The sequence below is a fragment of the Serinicoccus sp. JS2-9 genome, from assembly GCF_059025165.1.
Map to the genome: position 1 here is coordinate 2,714,429 of NZ_CM180091.1, position 26,967 is coordinate 2,741,395.

At 71.7% G+C, this 26,967-nt stretch carries 22 protein-coding genes; 2 read left to right on the top strand and 20 right to left on the bottom strand.

Going from position 1 to position 26,967, the window contains the following annotated elements; genetic code table 11:
- Nucleotides 1-7 precede the first annotated feature (7 nt).
- The 18 genes from AC5PYY_RS13150 to pyrR all read right to left on the bottom strand — a co-directional run bounded on the left by AC5PYY_RS13150 (nucleotide 8) and on the right by pyrR (nucleotide 22,728).
- A complete protein-coding gene (locus tag AC5PYY_RS13150) occupies nucleotides 8-1,840 on the bottom strand; it encodes an ABC transporter ATP-binding protein (RefSeq protein WP_493897256.1) in 1,833 nt (610 codons plus the stop codon).
- The gene (locus AC5PYY_RS13155) at nucleotides 1,840-2,838 is read right to left on the bottom strand and encodes an ABC transporter permease (protein WP_493897257.1); all 999 of its coding nucleotides are present in this window, start codon (nucleotides 2,836-2,838) and stop codon (nucleotides 1,840-1,842) included. Before AC5PYY_RS13155 ends, AC5PYY_RS13150 begins: the two co-directional genes overlap by 1 nt.
- A gap of 61 nt (nucleotides 2,839-2,899) precedes the next feature.
- Complete coding sequence (locus AC5PYY_RS13160) at nucleotides 2,900-4,432, bottom strand: ABC transporter permease (RefSeq protein ID WP_493897258.1); 1,533 nt, start codon at nucleotides 4,430-4,432, stop codon at nucleotides 2,900-2,902.
- Nucleotides 4,433-4,658: 226 nt separating this feature from the next.
- Complete coding sequence (locus AC5PYY_RS13165) at nucleotides 4,659-6,533, bottom strand: ABC transporter substrate-binding protein (protein ID WP_493897259.1); 1,875 nt, start codon at nucleotides 6,531-6,533, stop codon at nucleotides 4,659-4,661.
- Between the two features lie 209 nt (nucleotides 6,534-6,742).
- Complete coding sequence (locus AC5PYY_RS13170; RefSeq protein WP_493897260.1) at nucleotides 6,743-8,893, bottom strand: primosomal protein N' family DNA-binding protein; 2,151 nt, start codon at nucleotides 8,891-8,893, stop codon at nucleotides 6,743-6,745.
- Nucleotides 8,890-10,104, bottom strand: coding sequence for a methionine adenosyltransferase (gene metK / locus AC5PYY_RS13175; protein WP_493897261.1), 1,215 nt, complete (start codon nucleotides 10,102-10,104; stop codon nucleotides 8,890-8,892). The genes AC5PYY_RS13170 and metK overlap by 4 nt, the downstream gene beginning before the upstream one ends.
- 92 nt (nucleotides 10,105-10,196) lie before the next feature.
- Nucleotides 10,197-11,444: a bifunctional phosphopantothenoylcysteine decarboxylase/phosphopantothenate--cysteine ligase CoaBC gene (gene coaBC, locus AC5PYY_RS13180; protein ID WP_493897262.1), complete on the bottom strand. Its 1,248-nt coding sequence runs from the start codon at nucleotides 11,442-11,444 to the stop codon at nucleotides 10,197-10,199.
- Nucleotides 11,445-11,475: 31 nt separating this feature from the next.
- Nucleotides 11,476-11,745, bottom strand: coding sequence for a DNA-directed RNA polymerase subunit omega (gene rpoZ / locus AC5PYY_RS13185; protein ID WP_493897263.1), 270 nt, complete (start codon nucleotides 11,743-11,745; stop codon nucleotides 11,476-11,478).
- Nucleotides 11,746-11,752: 7 nt separating this feature from the next.
- The gene (gene gmk / locus AC5PYY_RS13190) at nucleotides 11,753-12,304 is read right to left on the bottom strand and encodes a guanylate kinase (RefSeq protein WP_493897264.1); all 552 of its coding nucleotides are present in this window, start codon (nucleotides 12,302-12,304) and stop codon (nucleotides 11,753-11,755) included.
- Nucleotides 12,305-12,360: 56 nt separating this feature from the next.
- A complete protein-coding gene (mihF, locus tag AC5PYY_RS13195) occupies nucleotides 12,361-12,678 on the bottom strand; it encodes an integration host factor, actinobacterial type (RefSeq protein WP_493897265.1) in 318 nt (105 codons plus the stop codon).
- An 89-nt stretch (nucleotides 12,679-12,767) separates the two neighbouring features.
- The gene (gene pyrF / locus AC5PYY_RS13200; protein WP_493897266.1) at nucleotides 12,768-13,604 is read right to left on the bottom strand and encodes an orotidine-5'-phosphate decarboxylase; all 837 of its coding nucleotides are present in this window, start codon (nucleotides 13,602-13,604) and stop codon (nucleotides 12,768-12,770) included.
- Entirely contained in the window at nucleotides 13,601-14,422 is an 822-nt protein-coding gene (locus AC5PYY_RS13205; protein ID WP_493897267.1) for a hypothetical protein, read from the bottom strand. The genes pyrF and AC5PYY_RS13205 overlap by 4 nt, the downstream gene beginning before the upstream one ends.
- The gene (locus tag AC5PYY_RS13210) at nucleotides 14,409-15,230 is read right to left on the bottom strand and encodes an iron-sulfur cluster-binding protein (RefSeq protein ID WP_493897268.1); all 822 of its coding nucleotides are present in this window, start codon (nucleotides 15,228-15,230) and stop codon (nucleotides 14,409-14,411) included. The genes AC5PYY_RS13205 and AC5PYY_RS13210 overlap by 14 nt, the downstream gene beginning before the upstream one ends.
- Entirely contained in the window at nucleotides 15,227-18,607 is a 3,381-nt protein-coding gene (gene carB / locus AC5PYY_RS13215) for a carbamoyl-phosphate synthase large subunit (protein ID WP_493897269.1), read from the bottom strand. The genes AC5PYY_RS13210 and carB overlap by 4 nt, the downstream gene beginning before the upstream one ends.
- Nucleotides 18,608-18,609: 2 nt before the next feature.
- Nucleotides 18,610-19,824, bottom strand: a complete 1,215-nt coding sequence (gene carA, locus AC5PYY_RS13220; RefSeq protein WP_493897270.1) for a glutamine-hydrolyzing carbamoyl-phosphate synthase small subunit — start codon at nucleotides 19,822-19,824, stop codon at nucleotides 18,610-18,612.
- A 74-nt stretch (nucleotides 19,825-19,898) separates the two neighbouring features.
- Nucleotides 19,899-21,221, bottom strand: coding sequence for a dihydroorotase (locus AC5PYY_RS13225; RefSeq protein WP_493897271.1), 1,323 nt, complete (start codon nucleotides 21,219-21,221; stop codon nucleotides 19,899-19,901).
- Nucleotides 21,218-22,150 carry an aspartate carbamoyltransferase catalytic subunit gene (locus AC5PYY_RS13230; protein WP_493899378.1) on the bottom strand — a complete coding sequence of 311 codons (933 nt, stop codon included), beginning with the start codon at nucleotides 22,148-22,150 and terminating at the stop codon, nucleotides 21,218-21,220. Before AC5PYY_RS13230 ends, AC5PYY_RS13225 begins: the two co-directional genes overlap by 4 nt.
- Nucleotides 22,147-22,728 (bottom strand): bifunctional pyr operon transcriptional regulator/uracil phosphoribosyltransferase PyrR, encoded by a 582-nt coding sequence (pyrR, locus tag AC5PYY_RS13235; protein ID WP_493897272.1) that lies wholly within the window; start codon nucleotides 22,726-22,728, stop codon nucleotides 22,147-22,149. The genes AC5PYY_RS13230 and pyrR overlap by 4 nt, the downstream gene beginning before the upstream one ends.
- Nucleotides 22,729-23,035: 307 nt before the next feature.
- Between pyrR and AC5PYY_RS13240 the strand changes: the two genes are divergently transcribed.
- Nucleotides 23,036-24,118: a hypothetical protein gene (locus tag AC5PYY_RS13240; RefSeq protein ID WP_493897273.1), complete on the top strand. Its 1,083-nt coding sequence runs from the start codon at nucleotides 23,036-23,038 to the stop codon at nucleotides 24,116-24,118.
- A gap of 173 nt (nucleotides 24,119-24,291) precedes the next feature.
- Here AC5PYY_RS13240 and nusB read toward each other — a convergent pair whose 3' ends face one another.
- Nucleotides 24,292-24,705 carry a transcription antitermination factor NusB gene (nusB, locus tag AC5PYY_RS13245; RefSeq protein ID WP_493897274.1) on the bottom strand — a complete coding sequence of 138 codons (414 nt, stop codon included), beginning with the start codon at nucleotides 24,703-24,705 and terminating at the stop codon, nucleotides 24,292-24,294.
- A gap of 3 nt (nucleotides 24,706-24,708) precedes the next feature.
- Nucleotides 24,709-25,269, bottom strand: a complete 561-nt coding sequence (efp, locus tag AC5PYY_RS13250) for an elongation factor P (protein ID WP_493897275.1) — start codon at nucleotides 25,267-25,269, stop codon at nucleotides 24,709-24,711.
- Between the two features lie 116 nt (nucleotides 25,270-25,385).
- Here efp and AC5PYY_RS13255 point away from each other — a divergent pair, with 116 nt between their 5' ends.
- Nucleotides 25,386-26,957 carry a glutamate synthase-related protein gene (locus AC5PYY_RS13255; protein ID WP_493897276.1) on the top strand — a complete coding sequence of 524 codons (1,572 nt, stop codon included), beginning with the start codon at nucleotides 25,386-25,388 and terminating at the stop codon, nucleotides 26,955-26,957.
- Nucleotides 26,958-26,967 lie beyond the last annotated feature (10 nt).

The window sequence follows — 26,967 nt, forward strand, 5'->3', positions numbered from 1 at the left end:
GGGCGGGTCAGCCCCGACGCTGGGGGTCGGACTCGTCGACCTCGACGACCTCTGCCTCGCCCGAGGACTCGTGGAAGTTCTTGCCGTCCACCCGCAGCTCGACGACCTCCTCGCCCTGCTCCCGCAGCAGCTCGTGCCGGTCGCGCCGACGCCGGCCCTGCTCGATGGGGTCGGGCACCGGCGCGGCGGCGATCAGTCGCTGGGTGTACTCCTCCTGCGGGTGCTCCATGATCTGCTCCCGCGGCCCAGCCTCGACCACCCTGCCGTTCTGGAGCACGACCACCTTGTGGGCCAGCAGGTCGATGACGGCCAGGTCGTGGCTGATGAAGAGGCAGGCGAAGCCGAACTGCTCCTGCAGCTCGGCGAAGATCTTGAGGACCCGGGCCTGGACGGACACGTCGAGCGCCGAGGTCGGCTCGTCGGCCACCAGGAGCTCGGGGTCCAGCGTCAGCGCGCGGGCCACGGAGATGCGTTGCCGCTGCCCGCCGGAGACCTCGTGGGGATAGCGGTTGTAGACCTCGCGCGGCAGGTGGACCGCGTCCAGCAGCTCGTAGACCTTCTGCTCGCGCGACTTGCGGTCCCCCACCTTGTGGACGACGAGCGGCTCGGCGATGCACTCGCCGATCGGCAGTCTGGGGTTCAGCGAGGCGGCCGGATCCTGGAAGATGACGCCGATGCGCTTGCGCAGGGGCTTGAGCTGGCGGCGGCTGAGCTGGGTGATGTCCTCTCCGAGGAGGCGGAACTCGCCCCCGGCCGCCGGGATGAGGCCCAGCGCGCACCGTCCGATGGTGCTCTTGCCGGAGCCCGACTCGCCCACCAGGCCGACGATCTCCCCCTTGCGCACGTCGAAGCTGACGTCGTCGACCGCGCGGAAGGGCGACTTGCCGAGGCGTTGGTACTCGATGACGAGGTTCTTCAGCTCGATCGCCAGGGGGGCGTCCTCGTCGACCTGCTCGTTGACGCTGATGCCCATCTGGCCGCGCCCGGCACCCATCCTCGGGACGGACCCGAGCAGCATCTGCGTGTAGTCGTGCTGAGGGTGGAGGATGACCTCCTCGGCGGTCCCGCGCTCGACGATCTCACCCTTGAACATCACCGCGACGCGGTCGGCCATGTCGGCGACGACGCCCATGTTGTGGGTGATGAGCAGGATGCCGGTGTTGAGCTTGTCCTTGAGGGAGCGCAGCAGGTCGAGGATGTCGGCCTGGACGGTGACGTCCAGCGCCGTCGTCGGCTCGTCGGCGATGATGACCTTGGGGTCGCAGCTGATGGCGATGGCGATGACCACGCGCTGCCGCTGGCCACCGGACAGCTCGTGCGGATACTTCTTCATCTGCCGCTCGGGCTCGGGTATGCCGACCATCCCGAGGAGCTCGATGGCGCGGGACCACGCGTTGGCGCCGCGGGCGACGCCGTGCAGCTCCATCGACTCCACCATCTGGGTGCCGATGGTCAGCACCGGGTTGAGTGCCGTCATCGGCTCCTGGAAGACCATCGCGACGTCGTTGCCGCGCAGCCGCCGCATCGCCGACTCGGTCAGCCGGCCCACCTCGTGCCCGGCGACGTCGACCTGGCCACCGATGGTGGCGTTGCGGGGGAGCAGCCGCATGGCGGTCATCGAGGTGACCGACTTGCCGGAGCCGGACTCCCCGACCAGCGCCACGACCTCACCGGGGCGCACCCGGAGGTCCACGCCCTTGACGGCGTGCACGCTGCCGAACTCGGTCTTGAACCGCACATCGACGTCGGAGAAGGAGAGGACGACCTCCTCGCCCTCGGTGGGAGTGCCGGACCCGGTGTAGACGGGCTCGCCGGAGTTGCTCTGCGTCGTCGTGGTCATCAGTCGGCAGTCCTGTTCTGGCGGGGGTCGAAGGCGTCGCGCAGACCGTCGCCGAGGAAGTTGACGGACAGGGCGATGGCGAGGATGAGCAGGCCCGGCCACCAGAACAGCCAGGGCCGGGTGAGGAAGGCGTTCTGGTAGGTCGAGATGAGCAGACCCAGCGAGGTGTCTGGCGACTGCACCCCAAAGCCCAGGAAGGACAGGGCCGACTCGAGCAGGATCGTGGTCGCGATGGTCAGCGTAGCGCTGACGATGATCGTGCCGACGGTGTTGGGCAGGATGTGCTTGAAGATGATGCGACCGGAGTTGGTGCCGATGGCCTCGGCCGCGGTGACGAACTCGCGCTCGCGCAGCGAGAGGACCTCGCCGCGCACCAGCCGGGCCAGCCCGGTCCAGCTCACGAGGCTGAGGACCAGGGCCAGGGGCCAGATGCCACCACCGGCCATCTTGCCCAGCACCGCGGCCAGCACCAGCAGCGGGATGACGATGAACAGGTCGGTCACCCGCATGAGGATCGCCTCGACCCACCCGCGGTAGAAACCGGCGATCGCGCCGATGAGGGTTCCGACCAGGGTCGCCAGGATCCCGACGGTGAAGGCCACGATGAGCGAGCGCTGGGTGCCGCGCATCGACAGCGCGAAGTAGTCCTTGCCGATGGTGTCCTGGCCGAAGGGGTGCTCCCCCACCTGGAAGGGCCACAGGCGCAACGTCGGCGCGCCACCGTCGATGGCGGTCCCCGCCTCCCAGTAGTTCTTGTCCCACCAGCCCGGCAGCCAGCCGTAGCCGATGGAGGTGAACGCCATGGCGGCGACGAACAGCAGCATCACCAGCGAGACCATGGCCCCGCGGTGCCGGAAGAACCGGCGCCGCACGAGCTGCCCCTGCGAGTAGGACTTCTGCGACAGGTCCAGCTGCTTCTCGACGGAGAAGCGTTCCTCGACGCTGGTCGCCGCCGGGGTGTGGTCGGCCGGTTCGTCCGGACGGGTGGGGTCGCTCATCGGGTGGTCCTCCCAGGCTGGTGGTCGGCGGTCGTGGGGGCGGTGGGGTGCTGCATGCCGCTCACCGCCGGATCCGCGGGTCGAGGAAGGCATAGGCGATGTCCGCCATCATGTTCATGAGCACCGCCGCGCCCCCTGCGACGAGGTAGTAGGCCATGACGGGGTTCGGATCGACCAGGTCCAGACCGGAGGCGAACATCGCCCCGAGGCCGCGCCAGCCGAAGATCGTCTCGGTGATGACCGCACCGCCGAGCAGGGAGGCGAAGTCGAAGGCGACGATGGTCGTGATGGGGATCAGCGCGTTGCGCAGCGCGTGCTTGGTGTAGACGACCCGGTCCGACAGGCCCTTGGACCGGGCGGTGCGGATGTAGTCCTGGTTGATGGTCTCCAGCATCGAGCCACGCGTGTAGCGGCTGTAGGCGGCGATCGAGATGAGCGTCAGGACGATCGTCGGGAGCACCAGCTGCACCCCCCAGTTGAAGACTCCCTCCCAGAAGGTGCCCTCGAAGCGCTCCGGGATGATGCGGTTCTCCCCGATGGTGCTGACGGGACGGTTCCCGGTCATCTCCAGGAAGCCGTTCCACGCGCGGAGCAGCTGATCCATGAAGACGAGGAAGCCCATGCCGACGGCGGTGCCGATGCAGACCCAGATCGCGGTCCGGCGCTCGTAGCCCCCCATGAGCCAGCCCACCGCGGCCCCCACGGCGACCGTCACGGCGAGCAGGGCCAGGATGACCCACCAGCTGGACGGGTCGTCCAGGATCGGCCCGGTCACGAAGTAGGACACCAGGCCGAGCGCCACGGTGACGAGCCCGGCATACATCACCTTGCGGTTCTGCAGACCGACCGTCATCACGAGCATGAAGCCGAGCGCGGCCAGGCCCCCCAGCAGGATGAGCGGCAGCCCGAGGGCCGGGTAGATCCACCAGTCGACCCGGTCGAACCAGAAGATGGCCGCGAGCAGGACGACCGAGGTGATGAGGAAGGTCAGCGCCTGTCGCCGCAGGTCACCCCCCAGCACCGAGGCGACCAGCAACCCGAACACGAGCGAGATCACCACCATGACGACCGTCGTCACGCTCGGATCTGCCATCCAGTTGTTGAAGCGGATGGCGCCGAAGTCCTTGAGCAGCACCGCTGCCCAGAAGACCGGCAGGGAGAAGAAGAGGAAGGCGAGGAAGGTGATGACGTAGTCGAAGCCGGAGTACTGCCGGATCGCCGAGAGCACACCGAGGGCGACTCCGATGAAGATCGCCAGGAAGGTCGCGATCGTCACCAGACGCAGACTGGCGCCGGCCGAGTCGAGCAGCAGGCTGTTGACGTTGGCACCGTCCCGGGTGGTCCCGAGGTCGCACTGCAGCACGACGCACCGGCTCACCCCCGACAGCCACCCGAGATAGCGCTGGTACCACGGCAGATCCAGCCCCATGTTCTCGGTGCGCGCGTCCATCAGCTGCTGACGGTTCTCCCGCCGCGACTCGCGCAGGTCCTCGAGTGGATCACCCGAGTTGATCGTGAGGACGTACATCAACACAGATCCCAGGAACAGGATGAGCGCCGAGACGGCGATCCTGCGGAGGATGAACTGGAGCACGAGAAGAACCTTCCTGAGGACTCACGGCGGTGTGGCGTCGACGGAACTGTAGCGCGTCGGTCGGGGGGGTGGTCACGTCGGCGCTGACGTGCACGCGTCCCGGCGACGCAAGGGACGGTGGGTGGGGACGCGCGACGGGGCGGGAGGGCGTTGCCCTCCCGCCCCATGCTGCCTCAGTCGTCGTGACCGGCCAGGAGCCGGCGCGACGGACGGGGAGCGTCCAGCGTCAGCTGGCGCGCACCCACTGCTCGGCGTTCCACGAGACACCGGTCTGGACGGACGTCGGCATGACGTTCTCCAGGGTGCTGTCGTAGCCCGTCACGCCCGGGTGGGCGAAGAGCGGGATGCCGTGCAGGTTGTCCCACAGCAGCTTCTCGATGACCTTCACCTGCTCCAGGTGCACCGCCGGGTCGTTCGACGTGGCCAGGGTGTCCCAGGCAGCGTCGACCTCCTCGTTGGAGAAGCCACCGAAGTTCTGGCCACCGTCGGTCGAGAAGATCGGCTGGCCGGAGGCCACCTGACCGGAACCGGCCCAGGCGAACAGCGCGATCTCCCAGTCGCCGGTCTCCAGCGGGCCACCGGCCTCGAAGAAGGTCGAGTCGCCGGCGTCGACGATCTCGAAGCCCGCCTCGTCACAGGAGGCCTTGATCGCGCTGACCTCCTCGGTGCGACGCTGGTTGGGGGCGGAGTAGCCGATCCGGACCTCGACCGGGGTCTCGAGCCCGGCCTCCTCCAGCTTGGCCGCCGCGCCCTCGATGTCGACCTGGTCGTAGCGACCGTCGTAGGCCGCGTCCACGACCTCCTGGTAGTCGTCCATGAACGGGAACTTCTCGCGGAGGTTCATGACCTCGGCGCTCTCGTTGATGGGCTTGATCAGGTTGTCGACGATGTTCTGCCGCGGCACGCACATCGCGAACGCCTCGCGGGCGGCGAGGCCACCGTTGGCGTCGTTGAAGGGCGAGTCCTCGGCGAAGTTGTAGTCGAGGTGCTCCCACGTCATCTCGTCGGTGCTCTCGACCGCGATCGAGTCGCCCATGCCCTCGAGCTGCTGCTTGGTGTCGACCGTGGCCTGCGGCTCGATGACGTTGATGTCACCGTTCTGCAGGGCCTGCACGTGGGTCTCCGGGGCGGCGAACTTGAAGACCAGGTTGCCGGTCGCCGGGGCCGGTCCGTAGAAGGACTCGTTCGGCACCAGCGCGAGCTGGCTGCCGGTCTCCCACGCCGCACCCTGCAGCGTGTAGGGACCGGAGGAGGGCACCAGGGCCTCGTCCTCGATCTGGTAGTCGGGGAAGAGCCAGCCGGTGTTCCAGAACTCCGAAACCTCGGCGACCGTCTCGGTCTCACCGTCGAGGATGGCCTGCGCCAGGGCGTCCGGCTCGAGGCCGGCCTGCTCGGCGGCGACGTGCGAGGGCTTCGCGGCCGCGACGACGAGCTCCCAGTCCGGGTAGGGCTCGGGGTAGACGACCGTGAAGGTCTTGCTGCCCGGCTCGGTCTCCGGAGCCTCGGGGACGTACTTGCCAAAGGTGTCCGACACCGGGTCGAAGCCGAGCGCGTCGGCACCGCCCAGGCCCTCCGGGTTCGAGGAGGCCCACTCGAGCAGGTAGTCGTTCGCGGTGACCGGCGTGCCGTCGGACCAGACGGCGTCGTCGGAGATGGTGTACTCGACGGTCAGCGGGTCCTCAGAGGTCTGCTCGTAGGAGCCGAAGTGCTCGTTCGGGTAGATCGTGCCGTCGGTGCCCCAGTACCAGAAGCTCTCCTGGAGCTGGTTGTTGACGACCGAGTTGTAGGTCGAGTTGGTCGCGGAGGTGTCGCCGTTGAAGGCGTTGTACTCCTCGGCACCGCTGGAGAACGAGACGGAGTCGTCGTTGGTGGTGATGTCACCGAGGTCCGCCTTGGCGGTGGAGCCGGTCTCGCCACCCATGTCGTCACCCGAGGTCTCGCCCGAGTCGTCACCGGCAGCGGCGCTCTCGTCGGCACCGTCACCCTCGTCGGAGCCGCCCTCGGCAGCGGTGTCGTCGTCAGTACCCGTGTCGGACGTGCAGCCGGCCAGCGCCAGGGCACCGGCCGCCACGACGGCCATGGTCGCGCGCCTGATCTTCAATGTTCCTCCTAGTGAATGGGCATCGTCCGGGGAGTCGGGCCGTCCCGGCCTGACCCAGCGCGACGACGCACCTGGGGTTACGAGATGAAATTTAGGCATGCGCCCGCGTGCGATGCCACTGTCGTGCCCACACGGTGACGTGATCGTTACCCTTTTGAGACTTACGTAGCGGTGACGCTACGTCAATCCGACCGCCACCCCGAAGGCGCTCACCTGAGCGGGTCCTCGGCCTCCACGACGATCCGGACGGCCTCGGTGGCCTTGCGCGCGCTGCGCTCGGCCCGGACGCGGCGCACGGCGCCCGCGAGGCTCCCCGGACTCGTCTCGGCCACGGTCGCCCAGGCCGCGGGGCCACCGCCGTCCTGAGCGGATCCTGAGCCGCTGCCCAGCACCTCCTGCCCGGTGGCTGCGATGGCCGTCGCCACCTCGCGGACGGCTGGCCCAGCACCGCGGAGCACGGCGTGCCGGCGGGCCGGTGGGAGACCCAGCTCGACCCGTTCAGCGAGCTCGCGCGCGGCCAGCCAGGCCGGATCCCACCGCACCAGGGCCTCGACCGCCGGGATGGACGCATGTGGGGGGACCCCGGCGAGCACCACCGATGCACCGTGCCGAGTGGTCCGGGCCAGGGCCGCCGCCGTGCACCAGCGACGCAGCGCCTCAGGCTGGGCCTCCAGCGAGGCCCGCTCCAGCAGGCGCCAGCCGTCGAGCAGCGCGACCGCCGCATAGCCGGCGGGGCACCACGGCTCGGCTCCTGGGGTTGCCACCACGAGTGCCGGTGCCTCGTCGACCTCGGGCACGACGTGGTCACCGCCGGAGCTGATGACGCTGACCCCCGGGAAGGCTCGGCCCAGCTCCTCGGCGGTCCGTCGTTCACCGACCCCCGTCACCCGGGTGCGGGTGGATCCGCACCCGAGGCACTGCCGCTCACCCACCGCCTCGGCACCGCACCATCGGCACGCGGCCACGCCGCCCGAGCCCGGGCTTCCGACCGGACCCTGGCACCGGACGCAGCGCACCTGCGTGCGGCAGTCCTGGCAGGCCAACCCCACGACATACCCCTGCCGCGGCACCTGGACCAGCACCGGGCCCGCCTCGAGCCCCGCCTTGAGGGTCCGCCACGCCAGGCTGGGGATGCGGGCCGTCCGGGCCGCCGGGTCGCGGTCCTGCTGGTGGCCCTCCCCGGCCACCACCACCCGGGGCGCACACGCGCGGAGAGTATCGGCCCGGGACACCACCGACGCGACCGCGCCGGCGGCCACCCAGGCCTGCACGGCGACGCTGCGGGCGTAGCCGCCGAGCAGCAGGGCGGCTCCCTCCTGCTCGGCCCGAAGCCGGAGCACCTCACGGACGTGCGGGTAGGGGGCCCGCGGCTCGTGGTGGAGGTCGTCGCCCTCGTCCCAGCACACCAGCAGGCCGAGGTCGCGGACGGGGGCGAAAGCGCTGGCCCGGGTGCCGACGACCACCGGCGCCTGCCCGCGCAGGACCCGGAGGAACGCGCGGTACCTCGCCTCCGGCCCGAGGTCGGCCGTGAGGCGCACCACATCATCGTCCGCGACCACCTGCTCCAGAGCGGTCAGCACGCGGTCGACGTCGCGCCGGTCCGGGACCACCACGAGAGCCCCGCGGCCCCCGTCCACGGTGGCGGCGACCGCATCCGCTACCGCGTCGGGCCAGTCCGCACCGGGACGTCGGGTCGGCAGCGCCAGCCAGGACGCCGCCGGCGCCTCTCCTCCGCGAAGCCGCCGCAGGAGCGCACCTCCGGCCGGGTAGGCCTCCCACGCCGCCGGGTGGCGCCGCTCCTCGGTGCGGGCTGCGGGGTCACGCTCCGACCGTGGGGCCGAGGCTGCCTCCGTGGACTCAAGGTCCTCCTCGGGGCCGCCTCCTGGGCCGCCAGGCACCGAACGCTCGGCGCGCGCGTGGCGCGCCGGGACGGCCAGCCGGAGCGTGTCGGACAGCGTGCCGCCGTAGTGGTCGGCCACCGCCCGCGCCAGCTCCGCGACGTGCGGGGTCAGCACGGGCTCCGGGCTCACGACCGAGCGCAGCGGCGTCAGCCGACCGCTGTGCTCTGCCTCGTCGGCCCGCCCGAGCAGGAACCCGTCGTGGTCCCGACCAGCGAGTCGGACCCGGACCCGCGCGCCTGGCACCGCAGCCGCGTCCAGGTCGGCGGGTACGGCGTACTCGAACGGCCGGTCGAGGTGCGCCAGCGGCGTGTCGACGGCGACCGTGGCCACCGGTGCCCGCTCCGCGAGCGGTCGATCGGAGGCGGGGCCCGCCCGCCGCCGCCGCGGGCAGGGAGCGGGCACCAGCTCGAGCTGCTCGCCCCTCCCGGGCGCGTCGGCCTCGGGCGACTCCGGGGTCACACCGCCGCGCGCAGAGCGTCGACCCGATCCAGCCGCTCCCAGGTGAAGGCATCCTCCACGCCTGGGGCGCTGGTGCGGCCGAAGTGCCCGTAGGCCGCGGTGGGCCGATAGATCGGTCGCAGCAGGTCGAGCTGGTCCACGAGGGCGGCGGGCCGCAGGTCGAAGACCTCGGTGACGGCGCGCTGGATGGTGTCGACCGGGACCGCCTCGGTGCCGAAGGTCTCGACGTAGAGGCCGACGGGGCGGGGGTAGCCGATAGCGTAGGCGACCTGGATCTCGCACCGGCGTGCCAGCCCCGCGGCCACGACGTTCTTGGCCACCCAGCGCATGGCATACGTGGCGCTGCGGTCCACCTTGGAGGGGTCCTTGCCGGAGAACGCCCCGCCCCCGTGCCGGGCCATGCCACCGTAGGTGTCGACGATGACCTTGCGGCCGGTCAACCCGGCGTCCCCCATGGGCCCACCGATGGTGAAGACTCCGGTGGGGTTGACGAGCATGCGGTAGCCATCGGTCTTGAGGTCGACGCCGGCCTCGTGCGCCGCCGCCAGCACCGGCGTGATGACACGCTCGCGGATGTCGGGGGTGAGCTGCTCCTCGAGGTCGATCCCCGTCGCGTGCTGCGTGGAGAGCACCACCGTGTCGAGCCGCACCGCCCGGTCCCCGTCATAGGCGATGGTCACCTGCGTCTTGCCGTCCGGGCGGAGGTAGTCGAGCTCTCCCGAGGTGCGGACGGTGCTGAGCTGCTCGGCCAGCCGGTGCGCCAGGAAGATGGGCAGCGGCATCAGCTCGGGCGTGTCGTCGCACGCGTAGCCGAACATGAGCCCCTGGTCCCCTGCTCCTTGGTGGTCGTAGTCGTGCGCGCCGTCGTCACCACGGGTGGACACCGCGTCGTCGACCCCCGTCGCGATGTCGATCGACTGGTCACCGATGGAGATCTCGACGCCGCAGGTGCGACCGTCGAAGCCCTTGTGCGAGTTGTCGTAGCCGATCTCGAGGATCGTCTCCCGGACCAGCTGGGCGATGTTGGCGTAGCCGTCCGTGCGGACCTCTCCGGCGACGTGCACCAGCCCGGTCGTCACCATGGTCTCCACCGCCACGCGCGACTGCGGGTCCTGGCGGAGCAGGTCGTCGAGGATCGCGTCGCTGATCTGGTCGCAGATCTTGTCCGGGTGCCCCTCGGTGACGGACTCGGACGTGAACAGACGGGTCATGCGATGAGGCTCCTTCGCGGGGTGGCACACGGAGTGCGGTGCAGCGGCTGCTGGCTGTCGCGAGTCTACGGCCGAGGGGCGACAGACCTGGTTCAGGGCAGGGCCGGCGCCACGGCGTCCCAGATCGCCTCGGCGACGTCCCGCTTCGGTCCGGGCCCCACGGTGACGACGGCGTCGTCGGCCTGTCCGGGCCACAGCAGGTGCGCCGTGCTGTCGTCCTGACCGAAGGTGGTGTCGACCCCGACCTCGTTGGCGACGAGCAGGTCGCACCCCTTGCGCTCCAGCTTGGCGCGCGCCAACTGGAGGACGCCGCCGGTGGCATCGCCCGTCTCGGCGGCGAACCCGACGAGGAAGGGCCGGGCGGCGTCACCCCGGGAGCGCACCAGGCCGGCCAGGATGTCGGGGTTGCGGACCAGCTCGATCATGGGCGCCGAGCTCTCCTCCCCGTCGGCGTGCGACTTCTTGATCTTGGTGTCGGCGTAGGTCGCCGGTCGGAAGTCCGCGACCGCAGCCGCCATGACGACGGCGTCCACCCCGGCGCCGACGAGAGCGCCCAGCGCCTCCTGCAGCTCCAGCGCGGTCTCGACCGGCACCACGTCGCACCCCTCCGGCGCCGGCAGCGCGACGTTGGCGCTGACCAGGCTCACGCGGGCGCCCCGGCGCGCCGCCGCAGCGGCGACGGCATACCCCTGCTTGCCGGAGGACCGGTTGCCGAGGAAGCGGACCGGGTCCAGCGGCTCCCGCGTGCCCCCGGCCGACACGACGACGTGCCGCCCGGCGAGGTCACCCGCGCCGCCGGCCGCCGTCATCTGCTCCCGGTCCACCGCGGCGAGGGCCGCGGCCACGATCTCCTCCGGCTCGGGAAGCCGCCCTGGTCCGGTGTCGGTTCCCGTGAGCCGCCCCGACGCGGGCTCGACGACGCTGACCCCGCGCTCTCTCAGCTGCGCGACGTTGGCGACGGTCGCCGGGTGGGTCCACATCTCGGTGTGCATGGCCGGCGCCAGCACGACCGGGCAGCGGGCCGTGAGCAGGGTGTTGGTCAGCAGGTCATCGGCGAGCCCGTGCGCGGCACGGGCCAGCAGGTCCGCGGTCGCCGGAGCGACCAGGACCAGATCGGCCTGCTGACCGAGCCGGACGTGCGGGACGGACGGCACGTCGTCCCAGACCTCCGCGGAGACGGCGCGGCCGCTCAGCGCCTCCCAGGTGGCGGCACCGACGAAGTGCAGGGCCGCCCCGGTGGGCACGACCGTGACCTCGTGACCCGCCTCGGTGAGCAGGCGCAGCACCGAGCAGGCCTTGTAGGCGGCGATTCCCCCGGCCACGCCGAGCACGATGCGCATGGGTCGCAGGCCTGTCGCCGACGTCGCCGGGTCAGCTCTCCGGGGAGCTCGTGTGCAGCTTGCCCTGGTCGACCTCGTGGAGGGCGATCGACAGCGGCTTGTCGGTGGCGTCCGCCTCGACGAGCGGGCCGACGTACTCCAGCAGGCCCTCGCTGAGCTGGGCGTAGTAGGCGTTGATTTGGCGGGCCCGCTTCGCGGCGTAGATCACCAGGGCGTACTTGCTGTCCGCCCGCTGGAGCAGGCTGTCGATCGGCGGGTTGGTAATGCCGTCGGGGTGGGCGATGGTGCCGGTTCCACTCACGTTCGTCTCAGTCCTTCGCTTGGGGGTCGACCATCAATGATACGAGTTCCGCGGAGGCCCGGGCGACATCGTCGTTGACGATGGTCACATCGAACTCCGGAGCGGCAGCCAGCTCGGTCCGCGCGGTCTGGAGCCGACGGGTGCGCTCCGCCTCGGACTCGGTGCCGCGACCGACCAGCCGCTGCACCAGCTCGTCCCACGAGGGCGGGGCCAGGAAGACGAAGAACGCCTCCGGCATGGCGGCCCGGACCTGGCGGGCACCCTGCAGATCGATCTCCAGCATCGTGGGGCGTCCGGCGGCCAGGGAGTCCTCCACCGGACCACGCGGGGTGCCGTAGCGGGCCCGTCCGTGCACCGTGGCCCACTCCAGCAGCTGCCCCTCCTGCTCGAGGCGGTCGAACTCCCGGTCGTCGACGAAGAAGTAGTGCTCCCCGTCCACCTCCCCCGGTCGGGGCCGCCGGGTCGTGGCGGACACCGAGAGCCAGACCTCCGGATGGTGCTCGCGGACGTGGGCGGCGACCGTCCCCTTACCGACCGCCGTCGGCCCGGCGAGCACCACGAGGCGCCCGCCGGCCGGTCCTGCAGGACGCGGGCGACCGTGCGCTGCCTGCGCGCTCAGCGGCCGTCGAAGTGCTCGAGGAGCTGGTGCACCTGGTTGGCGCCCAGCCCGCGGACCCGCCGGCTCTCGGAGATCCCGATCTCCTCCATCAGCTGCCGGGCCCGCACCCGACCGACGCCGGGCATGGACTCCAGCAGCGCCGAGACCTTCATCTTGCCGATGACGTCGTTCTCCTTGCCCTCGGCGATGACGTCCTGGAGAGAGCCCTGGGCGTTCTTCAGGCGGTTCTTGACGGCTGCGCGCTCGCGTCGAGCGGCGGCCGCCTTGGCCAGCGCGTCGGCGCGCTGCTCGGGCGTCAGCTCGGGAAGGGCCACGGTCCTACTCCTTGTCGGTCGTCGCAGGTGAACCCTGCTGCGTCGAACATAGCGATCCGGTCGGCGCTCTGCCAACCCTGCCCGCCTGCTCAGGGCCTGAGCGCGGAGCGCAGCCGCTGCGTCCACCCGTCCACCGCCGTGGCCAGGGCCCCCGCCTCCGGGCCGGCCGTCAGCACACCCCTGCTCACCGGCACGAGCACGCGCCCGGCGCACCCGGAGAAGCGTCGCGCGACGTCCGCGGCGTCGGCGCCCTGGGCACCCACCCCCGGGGCCAGGACCGGTGCCCGCGACGCGGCCAGATCGAGCCCGGCGGCCGCGACGTCGACGGTGGCACCGACGACCACGCCGACGTCACCGCAGGCGAGCTGACCGGCGTTGTCCCGGGCGACCTCGGCGAGGACGCGCTGCGCGACGGTCGGAGAACCCGCCTCCTGCACCTGCCCTCCCTCGGGGTTCGAGGTGCGGACCAGCACCCACACCCCCCGACCTGAGGCCCGCGCCATCTCGACCGCTGGGCGGAGCGGCGCATACCCCAGGTAAGGACTCAGGGTGACCGAGTCGGCGGCCAGGGGGGAGCGCTCGGAGAGGTAGGCCTCGGCATACCCGTCCATCGTCGACCCGATGTCGCCGCGCTTGGCGTCGAGGACGCTGAGCAGGCCGCGCTCGCGGCATCCGGCGAGCACCTCTTCCAGCACCGCCACCCCGGCCGACCCGTGGCGCTCGAAGAAGGCCGCCTGCGGTTTGACCGCCGCGCAGCGCCCCGCGGCGGCGTCGAGCACCCGAGCGGAGAAGTCCCGGACCCCGGCCGCGCTGTCGGGCAGGCCCCAGTCGGCGAGGAGCCGGGCGTGCGGGTCAAGGCCGACGCAGAGCGGGCCGTGGGCGGCGATCGCCCGCGTGAGACGGTCGCCGAAGCGGGTCGCGGTCATGTCTTCTCCTCCGGTGGGTGGCGGTCGGCCTGCATGGCGAGCTCGCCCTGCAGGCGGTGCAGCAGGGTGGGGTCGGCCCACAGCGCCGTGCCGAGCATCACCGAGCCGGCACCGGCGCCGAGAGCAGCGCGAGCGCTGGCGGCGTCGTGGACACCTCCGGCGGCGACGAGGGGGACGGCGGGCCAGCGTTGCTCGGCGGCGGCCTCGGCCAGAGCCCGCACACCAGCCCGGCAGACCGCCGCGGTCGACGGTCCGGACCACCACCGGCCGGGCGCCAGGGGGACGGAACCGCACACGACCAGCGCCCCAGCGCCCCCGGCCACCGCCCCGCGGGCCACCGCGACCAGGTCGGGCTGCAGCGCGGACAGCCGCGCCAGCAGGAGCAGGTCACGCGGCGCCTCCTCCCGCACCCGCGCGAGCACCTTGAGGGCGTGCTGGTCGTCGCCTCCCCGCAGGTCGACCTCCACGGCGCCGACGGCATCGCCTTCGAGGCTGCGGCACAGCCTGCCGACCACCGCGGCCGCCTCCCCCGGTGCGCCGCCGCGGACGCAGACCGCCGCCCGCAGGGAGCGCCCCGCCGCCCAGCGCAGCCGGTCGATCGCCGAGGTCAGGTCGATGCCCGGGGCGCCGGCGTGCTCGACCCCTCCGACGCCCACGGCGTGCACCGTCCGTCCCCCGCGAGCGGTGCGGCCATCCAGGACGACCGGACCGACCGGCACGAGCACGTCGTCGAGCGGCCCGAACCGCAGCAGGCCTCGTGGGTCACTGACCGCCCCGGGCGCGAGCCAGAGGACCGGCAGCCGCTCACCGCGCCGCATCGAGCCACCACTCCCCCGGGACCACCGGGCCCTCGAGGCACGCGCGCAGCGCCCGGGCGCCGCGACCGTCCTCCACCACGACGTCGCACTGCCCGCACACTCCGGTGCCGCACACGACACCGGAGCCAGGGTCGAGCGCCGTCATCCGCACCGGCCGACCGGCCGCGACGGCCACCGGGACCACCTGGTCCAGCACCCGTCGGGGACCGGAGGCGAAGACCACGGCGGGGGCCTCGGCCCGGTCCGCGTCGGCCCCGTCGAGCGCACGGGCCACGGCGGATCCGACCTGGGACGGGGAGGTCAGCACGAGGGACGCAGCCCCGCGCCGCAGAGCCGGGAGGTCGAGATGGCGATCGGGGTCGTCTGCGGACAGGACGACGTGCGCGGGGCAGCCTCGGTCGCGCAGCAGCGTGCTGAGCCAGCGCAGCGGCACGGCGGACCTTTCGTGTCCGACGAGAAGCGTGGGGACCGGCTGACGAGGCAGCGAGAAGCCCTGCCCCAGCGGGGCGAGGAGCCGCAGCCGGGCACCGGTCACCAGTCCGTGCCCCTCCTCGAGCACGAGATCGACGGACGTGCCGTGGACCGGATCGAGAGTGACCCCGGCCACCCAGTGCACCGCGGGGAGCAGCTGCCCCTCCGCCGGGTCGGCAGGCAGGACCACGAGCTGCCCCGGACGGCACCCGTCCCACGCCGGGTCGGCGGGGACGGCCAGGCTCACGACGTCGTAGGTCCCGGTCGCCCGCACGAGCGTGACCTGCCCGTCGACGACGCGACGGGGTGACCGGCCGAGCACCGCCCCACCGCTCACCCGGTCGCGCCGACCCGGCCGTAGAGGTCGAGGGCGCGGGCGTGCTCCTGCAGTGGGGCGACGCCCAGTGGCCCCTGCCGCATGGCCTCGATCCCGAGCACGGCGACGGACAGCTGCTGCACCGTGGTGATGATGGGCTTGTCCAGCGAGGTGGTGGCGGCACGGATGGCATACCCGTCGGCCCGCGCGTCGCGCCCGGACGGGGTGTTGATGACCATGTCGACCCCCCCGGCGGCGATCCGGTCGACGATGGTCTCGACGACGTCGGTGCCGTCTCCGCTGACGGCGTCGGCGCCCGGCGCCTGCAGACGCTGCCCCTCGCTGTGCTTGCGCACCACCTCGGCGGGGATGCCGTTGCGCCGCAGCACGTCGGCGGTGCCCTCCGTGGCGAGCACGGAGAAGCCGAGGTCGACCAGCCGCTTGATCGGGAAGATCATCGAGCGCTTGTCCCGGTTGGCGACGGAGACGAAGACCGTGCCCTCGGTCGGCAGGCTCGAGCCTGCCCGCAGCTGGCTCTTGGCGAAGGCGGCCCCGAACGCCGCGTCGATGCCCATGACCTCGCCGGTCGAGCGCATCTCCGGACCGAGGATCGAGTCGATGGCCTGGCCGGTCTGGGTGCGGAACCGACGGAACGGCAGGATCGCCTCCTTGACCGAGAACGGAGCGTCCGCCGGAAGGGCACCGCCATCCACGTCGTGGGGCAGCACGCCCTCGGTCCGCAGCTCGGAGATGCTGGCGCCGAGCATGACCCGCGCCGCGGCCTGGGCGAGCGGCACGCCCGTGGCCTTGGCGACGAAGGGCACGGTGCGGCTGGCGCGCGGGTTGGCCTCCAGGACGTAGAGGACGTCCTGGGCGAGGGCGAACTGGACGTTGATGAGCCCGCGCACGCCGATCGCGTCCGCGAGCGCGCGGGTCGCCTCGCGCACCGCCTCCAGCTCGGAGCGGCCCAGGGTGAACGGCGGCAGCACGCAGGCCGAGTCGCCGGAATGGATGCCGGCCTCCTCGATGTGCTCCATGATGCCGCCGACGTAGAGCTCGGTGCCGTCGTAGAGCGCGTCGATGTCGATCTCGACCGCGGTGTCGAGGAAGCGGTCGATGAGGACCGGGTGCGCCTCGTCGTCGCTCGCCGCCGTCGCCCGGCCGACGTAGGAGGTGAGGGAGTCGTCGTCGTAGACGATCTCCATACCGCGGCCGCCGAGCACGTAGGACGGACGCACGAGCACGGGGTAGCCGATCTCGTGCGCCACGTCGAGCGCGTCCTCGACGGAGTATGCGGTGCCGTGTCGGGGCGCGGTGAGGCCGGTCTCGGCGAGCACCCGGCCGAAGGCCCCACGGTCCTCAGCGAGGTGGATCGCCTCCGGGGAGGTGCCGACGATCGGCACCCCCTCGGCCTTGAGCGCCGCGGCGAGGCCGAGCGGCGTCTGCCCGCCGAGCTGCACGATCACCCCGCCCAGCGGGCCGGCCTGCCGCTCCGCGTGCACGACCTCGAGGACGTCCTCGAGGGTGAGCGGCTCGAAGTAGAGCCGGCTGGAGGTGTCGTAGTCGGTAGAGACCGTCTCGGGGTTGCAGTTGACCATGACCGTGTCGAAGCCGTGCTCGCGCAGGGTGAGCGAGGCGTGCACGCACGAGTAGTCGAACTCGATGCCCTGCCCGATCCGGTTGGGCCCCGAGCCGAGGATGAGGACGGCCGGACGCTCCCGCGGCGCGACCTCGGTCTCCTCGTCGTAGGAGGAGTAGTGGTAGGGCGTCTCCGCCGCGAACTCGCCGGCGCAGGTGTCGACGGTCTTGTAGACCGGGCGCACCCCGAGCGCGTGCCGGACGCCGCGCACGACCGCCTCCTTGAGACCGGTGAGCTGCGCGAGCTGGACGTCGGAGAAGCCGTGCCGCTTGGCCAGCCGGAGCAGCTCGGGCGTGAGCTGCCCACCGGCAGAAGCGCGGGCCTGGTCCCGGACCTGGGCGGCGATGGCGTTGATGAGCTCGATCTGGTCGAGGAACCACGGGTCGATCCCCGTCGCGTCGTGCACCTCGGAGACGCTCACGCCGCCGCGCATGGCCTGCTGCACGAGCACGAGCCGGCCATCGGTCGGGATCCGCGCCTGGTCGAGGAGGGCCAGCGCCATCTCCCGGGTCGGCATCTCCTCCTCGCGCCAGTGGAAGGCCGTGTGCTTGGCCTCGGTCGAGCGCAGGGCCTTCTGCAGCGCCTCGGTGAAGTTGCGGCCGAGGGACATCGCCTCCCCCACCGACTTCATCGTCGTCGTCAGCGTCGCGTCGGCGAGCGGGAACTTCTCGAAGGCGAAGCGGGGCACCTTGACGACGACGTAGTCGAGCGTCGGCTCGAAGCTCGCCGGCGTCTGGCGGGTAATGTCGTTGGGCACCTCGTCGAGGGTGTAGCCCAGCGCCATCTTGGCGGCGATCTTGGCGATCGGGAAGCCCGTGGCCTTGGAGGCGAGCGCCGAGGAGCGGGACACCCGGGGGTTCATCTCGATGACGATGATGCGGCCGTCCTCGGGGTTGACCGCGAACTGGATGTTGCAGCCGCCGGTGTCGACACCGACCTCGCGGATCACCGCGATACCGATGTCCCGCAGCCGCTGGTACTCCCGGTCGGTGAGGGTCATGGCCGGGGCGACGGTGATGGAGTCACCGGTGTGCACCCCCATGGGGTCGAGGTTCTCGATCGAGCAGACGACCACGACGTTGTCGGCGCGGTCGCGCATGACCTCGAGCTCGTACTCCTTCCACCCCAGGATCGACTCCTCGAGGAGCACCTCGGTGGTCGGGCTGTCCTGCAGGCCGGCTCCGGCGATCCGGCGCAGGCTCTCCTCGTCGTGGGCGAAGCCGGAGCCCAGGCCACCCATGGTGAAGGACGGGCGCACGACGACCGGGTAGCCGAGGTCGTTCGCCGCGGCGAGGACCTCCTCCATCGTGTGGCAGATGGCCGACCGGGCCGACTCGGCGCCGCAGCGCTCGACGACACCCTTGAAGGCCTGCCGGTCCTCGCCGAGCTGGATCGCCTCGACGTTGGCGCCGATGAGCGGTGCGCCCAGCCGCTCCAGCGCGCCCGACTCGTGCAGCGCGATCGCCGTGTTGAGGGCGGTCTGCCCGCCGAGGGTGGCGAGCACGGCGTCGGGGCGCTCGCGCTCGATGATCGACTCGACGATCTCCGGGGTGATCGGCTCGACATAGGTCGCGTCGGCCACGCCGGGGTCGGTCATGATCGTCGCCGGGTTGGAGTTGACGAGGACGACCCGGATGCCCTCCTCGCGCAGGACGCGGCAGGCCTGGGTGCCCGAGTAGTCGAACTCCGCGGCCTGGCCGATGACGATCGGGCCGGACCCGATGACGAGGACGCTGCTGATGTCGTCGCGCTTGGGCACGCTCAGGACTCCTGGGACGGGGTGGCGGAGGCGGAGGTCTCCTGGGTGGGGTGGGTGCTCGTGGCGGCGGCACCGGTATGCCGTTCCAACAGGTCGACGAAGCGGTCGAAGAGATACTCGGCGTCGTGCGGCCCGGCGGCGGCCTCAGGGTGGTACTGCACGCTGAAGGCGGGCACGTCGACGCAGGACAGCCCTTCGACCACGTCGTCGTTGAGCGCGACGTGGTCGCAGCGGACCGGGCCGTAGGGGGTCTGGGCCGGCTCGTCGGTCGGGACCCCCTCGGGCCAGGCGATGGCGAAGCCGTGGTTGTGGCTGGTGACCTCGACCTTGCCCGTGGTGCGGTCGAGCACCGGTTGGTTGATGCCGCGGTGGCCGAAGGCCAGCTTGTAGGTGCCCAGCCCCAGGGCTCGGCCCAGCAGCTGGTTGCCGAAGCAGATCCCGAAGAACGGGATGCGGTGTCCGAGGACCTCCCGCAGCAGCTCGACCTCGTGCTCCGCGGTCGCCGGGTCACCGGGTCCGTTGGAGAAGAAGACACCGTCCGGCTCCAGGGCCAGCAGCTCCTCGGCGGTGGTCCGGCTCGGCACCACGTGGACCTCGATGCCGCGCTCCGCCATGAGTGCGGGCGTCATCCCCTTGATGCCCAGATCGAGCGCCGCCACGCGGAACCGCGTCGCGGTCCCCTCGGGCGGGGACACGACATACGCCTCGGGGGTGGAGACCTCCGCCGCGAGCGCCGAGCCGGCCATCCGGGGCGCCTCCGTGACGGTGCGGAGCAGCTCGTCGGCAGAGGCGGCGGCGGCCTGGCCGGAGAAGATGCCGACGCGCATCGCGCCGCGGTCGCGCAGGTGACGGGTCAGCGCCCGGGTGTCGACCCCACTGATGCCGACGACACCGGCGTGCTCCAGCGCCTCCTGCAGGTCTCCCTGGGAGCGCCAGTTGGACGGGCGCAAGGCGGGGTCGCGGACGACGTACCCCGCGACCCAGATCCGCTGGCTCTCCATGTCGGTGGTGTTGACCCCGGTGTTGCCGATATGCGGGGCGGTCATCACGACGACCTGCCGGTGGTAGGACGGATCGGTCAGGGTCTCCTGGTAGCCGGTCATGCCGGTGCAGAACACCGCCTCGCCCACCGTCTGGCCGGTGGCGCCGTAGGCCTCGCCACGGAAGGTGCGGCCGTCCTCGAGGACGAGGAGGGCAGGCGTGGGTGTGCTCGTCATACGTCTTCCTCGTGGTCGCGTTCCTCGGTGCTCCGGGGCCTCGCTCATCCTTCGCTCGTGTCCTCGCACTGTCGTCACCGCTCCTCATCCCCCCAGACCAGACCCTCGCGCTGCGTCACGGCACCGCGGAGCATGGTCAGGTGGACGGCTCCGGTCAGCTGCCGACCGTGCCAGGGGTTGTTGCGGGCGAGCGACCGGGACCGGGCCCGGTCGACGGTCGTGGTGCGGGTCGGGTCCACCAGCGTGAGGTTGGCCGGGGCGCCCGGCCGGATGCCCTGACCCTGGTCGGTGAGCCGCGCGATCCGGGCCGGTGCCGAGGACATCGCGCGGGCCACGTCGGTCCATCCCATGCGCCCCTCGGCGACCATGACGGTCGACACCACCGGCAGCGCCGTCTCCAGGCCGAGCATGCCGAAGGCCGCGTCGGCGAAGGCGTGCTCCTTGTCCTGCCGGACGTGCGGTGCGTGGTCGGTGGCGACCGCGTCGATGGTGCCGTCGGCCAGCGCCTCGCGCAGGGCGAGCGTGTCCTCCGTCGGGCGCAGCGGCGGGTTGACCTTGAAGGTCGGGTCGTAGCCCGTGAGCAGGTCCTGGGTCAGCATGAGGTGGTGCGGCGTGACCTCGGCCGTGACGTCGATGCCCTGGGCCTTGGCCCAGCGGATCACCTCGACGCTGCCCGCAGTCGAGACGTGCGCCACGTGGACCCGGGAGCCGGTGTGCCGGGCCAGCATCACGTCGCGCGCCACGATGGTCTCCTCGGCGACCGACGGCCACCCGGGCAGCCCCAGCCGGCCGGAGAGCTCACCCTCGTGGCAGCAGGCCGTGCCGTCGGCGAGCCGGGGGTCCTGACTGTGCTGGGACACCACCCCGTCGAAGGCCTTGACGTACTCCAGCGCACGGCGCATGAGCCGTGCGTCGTGCACGCATCTGCCGTCGTCGGAGAAGACCCGGACCCGGGCGCGGGACCGGGCCATGAGCCCGAGCTCGGCGAGCTCCTCCCCGGCCAGGCCCTTGGTGACGGCGCCGACCGGGCGCACGTCGACATACCCGGCGCGTCGCCCCAGGTCGAGCACCGTCTCGGCGACCTCGGCGGAGTCGGTCACCGGGGTGGTGTTGGCCATGGCGAGCACGGCGGTGAAGCCGCCGACCGCTGCTGCCTGGGAGCCGGTCTCGACGGTCTCGGCGTCCTCGCGGCCCGGCTCCCGGAGGTGCGTGTGCAGGTCGACCAGTCCCGGAAGGAGCACGAGCCCGTCGGCGTCCAGCCGCTGTGTCTCCTGGGGCGCGTCCGAGGCGGCGTCCGGCCCGGCGGCGCGGATGGTGCCGTCGACGACGAGCACGTCCGCGGTCCCCTCCCCGACGACGTCGGCGCCCTGGATGAGGATGGGGGGCGTGGCGCTCACAGTGTGTCTCCTTCGCCGACGAGGAGGTGGTAGAGGATCGACATGCGCACGGCGACACCCGCGCTCACCTGGTCCAGGACCAGCGAGCGGGCGAAGTCCGCCGCGTCCGCCGAGATCTCCAGGCCGCGGTTCATCGGGCCGGGGTGGCAGATCACCGCGTGGTCCGGGAGGAGGCCGAGGCGGCGCGGCGTGAGTCCGTAGGTGACGGCATACTCCTTGGCGGTCGGGAAGTAGCCGCCGCTCATCCGCTCGCGCTGGACCCGCAGCATCATCACCGCGTCGACCTGCGGCAGCACGGCGTCGAGGTCGTAGGACACGTCGAAGCCGTCCGCCTCGGCCCAGCCGGAGACGCCGCTGGGCATGAGCGTCGGCGGCGCCACCAGGGTGATGTGCGCCCCGAGGGCACGCAGGCACAGCAGGTTGGAGCGCAGCACCCGGGAGTGCGTGAGGTCGCCGACGATGGCGACGTGCCGCCCGGCGAGGTCGCCGAGCGCCTTGCGGAGCGTATAGGCGTCGAGCAGCGCCTGGCTGGGGTGCTCATGCGTGCCGTCGCCCGCGTTGACGATAGAGCACGAGGTCCAATCCGCGATCTGCGCCGGGGCGCCGCTCGCCGGGTGCCGGATGATCATCATATCGACACCCATGGCGTCGATCGTGAGAACGGTGTCGCGCAGCGACTCACCCTTGGAGACCGACGTGCCCTTGCCGGTGAGGTTGATCGTGTCGGCGCTCATCCACTTCCCGGCGATCTCGAAGGAGGCCCGGGTGCGGGTGGAGTCCTCGAAGAAGAAGTTGATGATGGTGCGGCCGCGCAGCGTCGGGAGCTTCTTGACCTGGCGGTCCTGCACCTCGTGCATCGAGACGGCCGTGTCGAGGATGGCGGTGATCTCCTCGGCGGTGAGGTCGGCGATGGAGAGCAGGTGCTTCACGCGATCCACACCCCCTCGACGTCGTCGGTGGCCGAGAGCCGCACCATGACCCGCTCGGACCTCGAGGTGGGGAGGTTCTTGCCGACGTAGTCGGCCCGGATGGGCAGCTCCCGGTGACCTCGGTCGACGAGGACGGCGAGGCGGACGGTGCGCGGACGGCCGAGGTCGGCCAGCGAGTCGAGCGCCGCGCGGACGGTACGGCCGGAGTAGAGCACGTCGTCGACCAGGACCACCACCTTGCCGTCGATGCCCTCCTCGGGCACGCTCATCGGCTCCGGGGCGCGGGTCGGCTGGGTGCGCAGGTCGTCGCGGTACATGGTGATGTCGAGCGACCCGGTCGGCACCGACGCCCCCTCGACCACCCCGATGGCCTCGGCCAGCCGGGTGGCGAGCGGAACGCCGCGGGTGGGGATGCCGAGCAGGACCAGGTCCGCAGAACCCTTGTTGGCCTCGAGGATCTCGTGGGCGATCCGCTTGAGCGCCCGCTGGATGTCGTCGGTGGTGAGGACCTCACGTCCTCCGGGCGACCCAGCAGCCGGGGTGCTCTCCTCCGGTTCGGGCTCACGGGCAGGGCTCATCGATCCCCACTCTCCTTCCCCGCCTCACAGGACGGTGGTTAAAGGACGTGTCGGTTGTCGAGGATGCTACCGCCACTCCCGCCTGGCGCCGCAGCCGCCCCCACGCCCTCCACCCCGCCACCCCTGACTGGCCGCGCGGTATGCCGTGACCGACCGCGCGGTTTGCCGTGACCGACCGCGCGGTATGCCGTGACCGACCGCGCGGTTTGCCGTGACCGACCGCGCGATATGCCGCCGCCGTGGAGTTATCCACAGTTCCGTGACCTCCGGCAGCGACGGATCGGCATACCCGTCCAGGATCGGTGGCATGGAACTGACAGGAGTGCCGGACATCTTCACCCTGCAGGAGGCTCGCACCGCCGGACATACCCGGTCGGGGCTGGAGCGCGCGGTCGCGGCCGGGTCGGTCACCTGGCTCTGCCACGGCTGGTATGCCCGGACGCGGCACGGCGAAGCGCCACTGGTCGAGGAGTGGGAACAGCACCATCGGGACCACCTCGCTCAACTGGATCTCGAGCTCCGCCGTCGCCCGGGGCACGCGGCGAGTCATACCAGCGGGGCCCTCGTGCATGACCTCGCGGTCAGCATCGCGCCCGACACCCCGGTGGACGTGACCGCAGTCCGGCGAGCTCCGGTGTCCCGACGCGAGAGAGACCTCGGAGTCCACAGCGCTCGGACGAGCACGCCGGCGACGACCGTCGACGGCAGGCTGGTCACCACGCTGCCGCGCACCGTGGCCGACTTCCTCCGGGTGCGCACCCTTCCGCACGGGCTCGCGCTCCTGGACGACGCGTTGCGCCGGGATCGCATCGACCTGCTGAGCGTGCGGCAGGAGCTGGATGCGCAGCGACGCTGGCGCGGCCGTCCGAAGGCCCTCGCCGTCGTGAAGCTCGCCGACCCGCGGCGGGAGTCGTGGGCCGAGTCGTACAGCTTCGGCCAGCTTCACCTTCACGGCATTCCCATCCCGCTGCACCAGGTCGACATCCTCGATGAGCAGCAGAACTGGCTGGCCCGCGTCGACGGGTTGTGGCCCGCAGAGGGCGTGGTCGGAGAATGCGACGGCCGATCGAAGTACTTCCTCCGTGACCCCGGCGACTCACGCCCGACCGAAGAGATCGTCCGCGAGCGGTTGGAGGCGGAGCGCCGACGCCAGGCGCCGATCGAGGCTCTCGGCCTGCCTTTCGTGCGGTGGACGCCGGATGAGGTGCGCGACGATCCCGACCGGGTCCGTGGGCGCGTCAGGCGCGCCTTCGCCAGCGCTCACCCTGAGCAGTTCCGCGGGTATGCCGTCTGGCAGGGAGAGGCGCGCCGGCTCCCCTTCTCGGTCGAGACGCCCTCGGTGAGCGAGGAGGACCTGCGATATCCGCGGCGGCCGCGTCGGCGGCGGTGACCGCACACCGCGCGGGCGGTCACGACAAACCGCGCGGCCAGTCACGGCATATCGCGCGGGCGGTCACGGCATATCGCGCGGGCGGTCACGGCATATCGCGCGGGCAGTCACGACATACCGCGCGGCCAGTCACGACATACCGCGCGGCCAGTCACGGCATATCGCGCGGCCGGTCAGAGGAGGGTGGGCTTGACCTCGGAGATGCGGGCGAGCAGTCCGTTGACGAAGCCCGGGGAGTCGTCGGTGCTCATCGTCTGGACCAGCTCGACCGCCTCGGAGACGGCGACCATGTCCGGGACCTCGTCGTTCCAGAGGATCTCCCAGGTGCCGACGCGCAGCGCGGCGCGGTCGACGGCAGCCATCCGGTCCAGGCTCCAGCCCTGCGACCAGGTCGACAGGATCTCCTCGATCTGGGTCCACTGCGAGAGCACGCCGCGGACGATCTCGACGGTGTAGTCCGGCAGCGGGTGCTGCGTCGTCGGCGCCTCGATCCGCTGCTCCAGCAGCTCACCGACGTTGACGCCGCGTTGCTCGGCCTCGAAGAGCAGCTCTAGGGCCCGCTTGCGGGCGCGGGTACGCGCCGCCATGCGTCAGTTCACGCGGCCGAGGTAGGACCCGTCGCGGGTATCGACCTTGACCTTCGTGCCGGTCTCGAGGAAGAGGGGCACCTGGATCTCCGCGCCGGTCTCCAGCGTGGCCGGCTTGGTGCCGCCGGTGGATCGGTCGCCCTGCAGGCCCGGGTCGGTGTGGGTGATCTCGAGGACCACCGAAGGCGGGAGCTCGACGTAGAGCACGCGTCCCTCGTGCTGCGCGATCATCGCGCGGTTGTTCTCGAGCAGGAAGTTGGCCGCGTCGCCCATCGCCTCGGGCGAGACCGGGACCTGCTCGTAGGACTTCTCGTCCATGAAGATGTAGTCGGTGCCGTCGTGGTAGAGGTACTGGTAGTCCGACCGGTCGACGGTCGCCGTCTCCACCTTGGTGCCGGCGTTGAAGGTCTTGTCGACGATCTTGTTGGTCAGGACGTTCTTGAGCTTGGTCCGCACGAAGGCCGGCCCCTTGCCGGGCTTGACGTGCTGGAACTCCAGCACCTGCCACAGCCCGTTGTCCATGTCGAGGACCATGCCGTTCTTCAGGTCGTTCGTGGTTGCCACGCGTGTCTTCCTTCGGTATGCCGATCAAGCGAACTCAAACCCGCGCAAGTCTACCTGCGGCGGGCACCGGCTCGTCCTCCCGGCGGGGAGCGACGGCATACCCCACACTGAGCGGTATGAAGTGGCGCACCGCCCTGGCGCTCCCCGCCGCCGCACTCACGGCGCTCGCGGTGCGGGACCTCACGCAGAAGTCGCACGCGATCCTGCGCAACTACCCCGTCATCGGGCACGCCCGCTACCAGCTGGAGAAGCTCGGGCCCGAGCTGCGGCAGTACATCGTCACCGGCAACGACGACGGTCGGCCGTTCAGCCGCGACCAGCGGCGCTGGGTCTACGCCAGCGCCAAGCAGGAGAACCCCTACTTCGGCTTCGGCACCGACAACGACGTGGAGCGCGACGAGGGCTACGCCATCCTCAAGCACGCGACCTTCGCCGAGGTCGCCCCGGCGGTGCACCCCCACGCCGGCGAGAGCACCGACCTGCCCTGCGCCAAGGTCCTCGGCGCCGCGAGGCACCGGCGGCACGCGTTCCGCCCCCGCTCCACGATCAACGTCTCGGCGATGAGCTACGGCTCGCTGTCCGGCCCCGCCGTCGAGGCGCTCAACCAGGGCTGCCGGGAGGCCGGGGCGCTGCACAACACCGGCGAGGGCGGGATCAGCGCGCACCACCAGCACGGCGGCGAGCTGATCTTCCAGATCGGCACCGCCTACTTCGGCTGTCGCGACGAACGCGGCCGCTTCGACCTGGCGCGACTGCGCGACCTGGTCGCGCAGAACCCCGTCCGCGCCCTCGAGGTCAAGCTGTCCCAGGGCGCCAAGCCCGGGCTGGGCGGGCTGCTCCCGAAGGACAAGATCACCGAAGAGATCGCGGCGATCCGCGGGATCTCGCGCAACCGGGACTGCCACTCCCCCAGCCGGCACGCGGAGTTCGGCGACGTCGACAGCATGCTCGACTTCGTCGAGCTGCTGGCGGAGGAGACCGGCCTGCCGGTCGGCATCAAGTCGGCGGTCGGCGACCAGCAGCTCTGGGTCGACCTCGCGCGCCTCATGGAGCGCGGCGACCGCGGCGTCGATTTCGTCACGGTCGACGGCGGCGAGGGCGGCACCGGCGCCGCCCCGCTCACCTTCTCCGACTCCGTCGCGCTCCCGTTCCGGGTCGGCTTCCCGCGGGTGTATGCCGAGTTCGCCCGCCGCGGCATCGCCCAGGACGTCGTCTTCGTCGGCGGCGGCAAGCTCGGGCTGCCCGACAACGCCGCCGTCGCCTTCGCCCTGGGCGTCGACCTGTGCGGCGTCGCTCGGGAGTCGATGATGTCGATCGGCTGCATCCAGGCCCAGCGCTGCCACGACGACCACTGCCCCACCGGCGTGGCCACCCAGAATTCCTGGCTCACGCACGGCCTCGACCCGGACCTCAAGTCGGCCCGCGCGGCCAACTACCTGCGGTCCTGGCGTCGGGAGATGCTCAAGCTGGCCCAGGCCTGCGGGGTGGTCCATCCCGGCCTCATCCGCAGCGACATGGTCGAGATCCTCCTCGGTCACCGCAGCGCGACGCCGCTGTGGCAGCAGGTCGGCTACGACTCACCCGACTGGGGCCTGCCGAGCACCGCCCAGGTCGAGCAGCTGCGGGCGCTCATGGGCGCGGCCCCGCGCGGCGGGTCAGCCGAGCCCTCCGCCACCGCGCGCCCGTGAGGCCGGGCCG

Bases quoted from the DNA above. Each gene is read 5' to 3' on its own strand.
- metK (WP_493897261.1), bottom strand. From the start codon at position 10,104: ATGACCCGTCTGTTCACGTCCGAGTCCGTCACCGAGGGGCACCCGGAC.
- pyrR (WP_493897272.1), bottom strand. From the start codon at position 22,728: ATGAGCCCTGCCCGTGAGCCCGAACCGGAGGAGAGCACCCCGGCTGCT.
- AC5PYY_RS13205 (WP_493897267.1), bottom strand. From the start codon at position 14,422: ATGCGGCGCGGTGAGCGGCTGCCGGTCCTCTGGCTCGCGCCCGGGGCG.
- AC5PYY_RS13150 (WP_493897256.1), bottom strand. From the start codon at position 1,840: ATGACCACGACGACGCAGAGCAACTCCGGCGAGCCCGTCTACACCGGG.
- carA (WP_493897270.1), bottom strand. From the start codon at position 19,824: ATGACGAGCACACCCACGCCTGCCCTCCTCGTCCTCGAGGACGGCCGC.
- AC5PYY_RS13255 (WP_493897276.1), top strand. From the start codon at position 25,386: ATGAAGTGGCGCACCGCCCTGGCGCTCCCCGCCGCCGCACTCACGGCG.
- AC5PYY_RS13240 (WP_493897273.1), top strand. From the start codon at position 23,036: ATGGAACTGACAGGAGTGCCGGACATCTTCACCCTGCAGGAGGCTCGC.
- coaBC (WP_493897262.1), bottom strand. From the start codon at position 11,444: ATGCGCATCGTGCTCGGCGTGGCCGGGGGAATCGCCGCCTACAAGGCC.
- nusB (WP_493897274.1), bottom strand. From the start codon at position 24,705: ATGGCGGCGCGTACCCGCGCCCGCAAGCGGGCCCTAGAGCTGCTCTTC.
- pyrF (WP_493897266.1), bottom strand. From the start codon at position 13,604: ATGACCGCGACCCGCTTCGGCGACCGTCTCACGCGGGCGATCGCCGCC.
- AC5PYY_RS13155 (WP_493897257.1), bottom strand. From the start codon at position 2,838: ATGAGCGACCCCACCCGTCCGGACGAACCGGCCGACCACACCCCGGCG.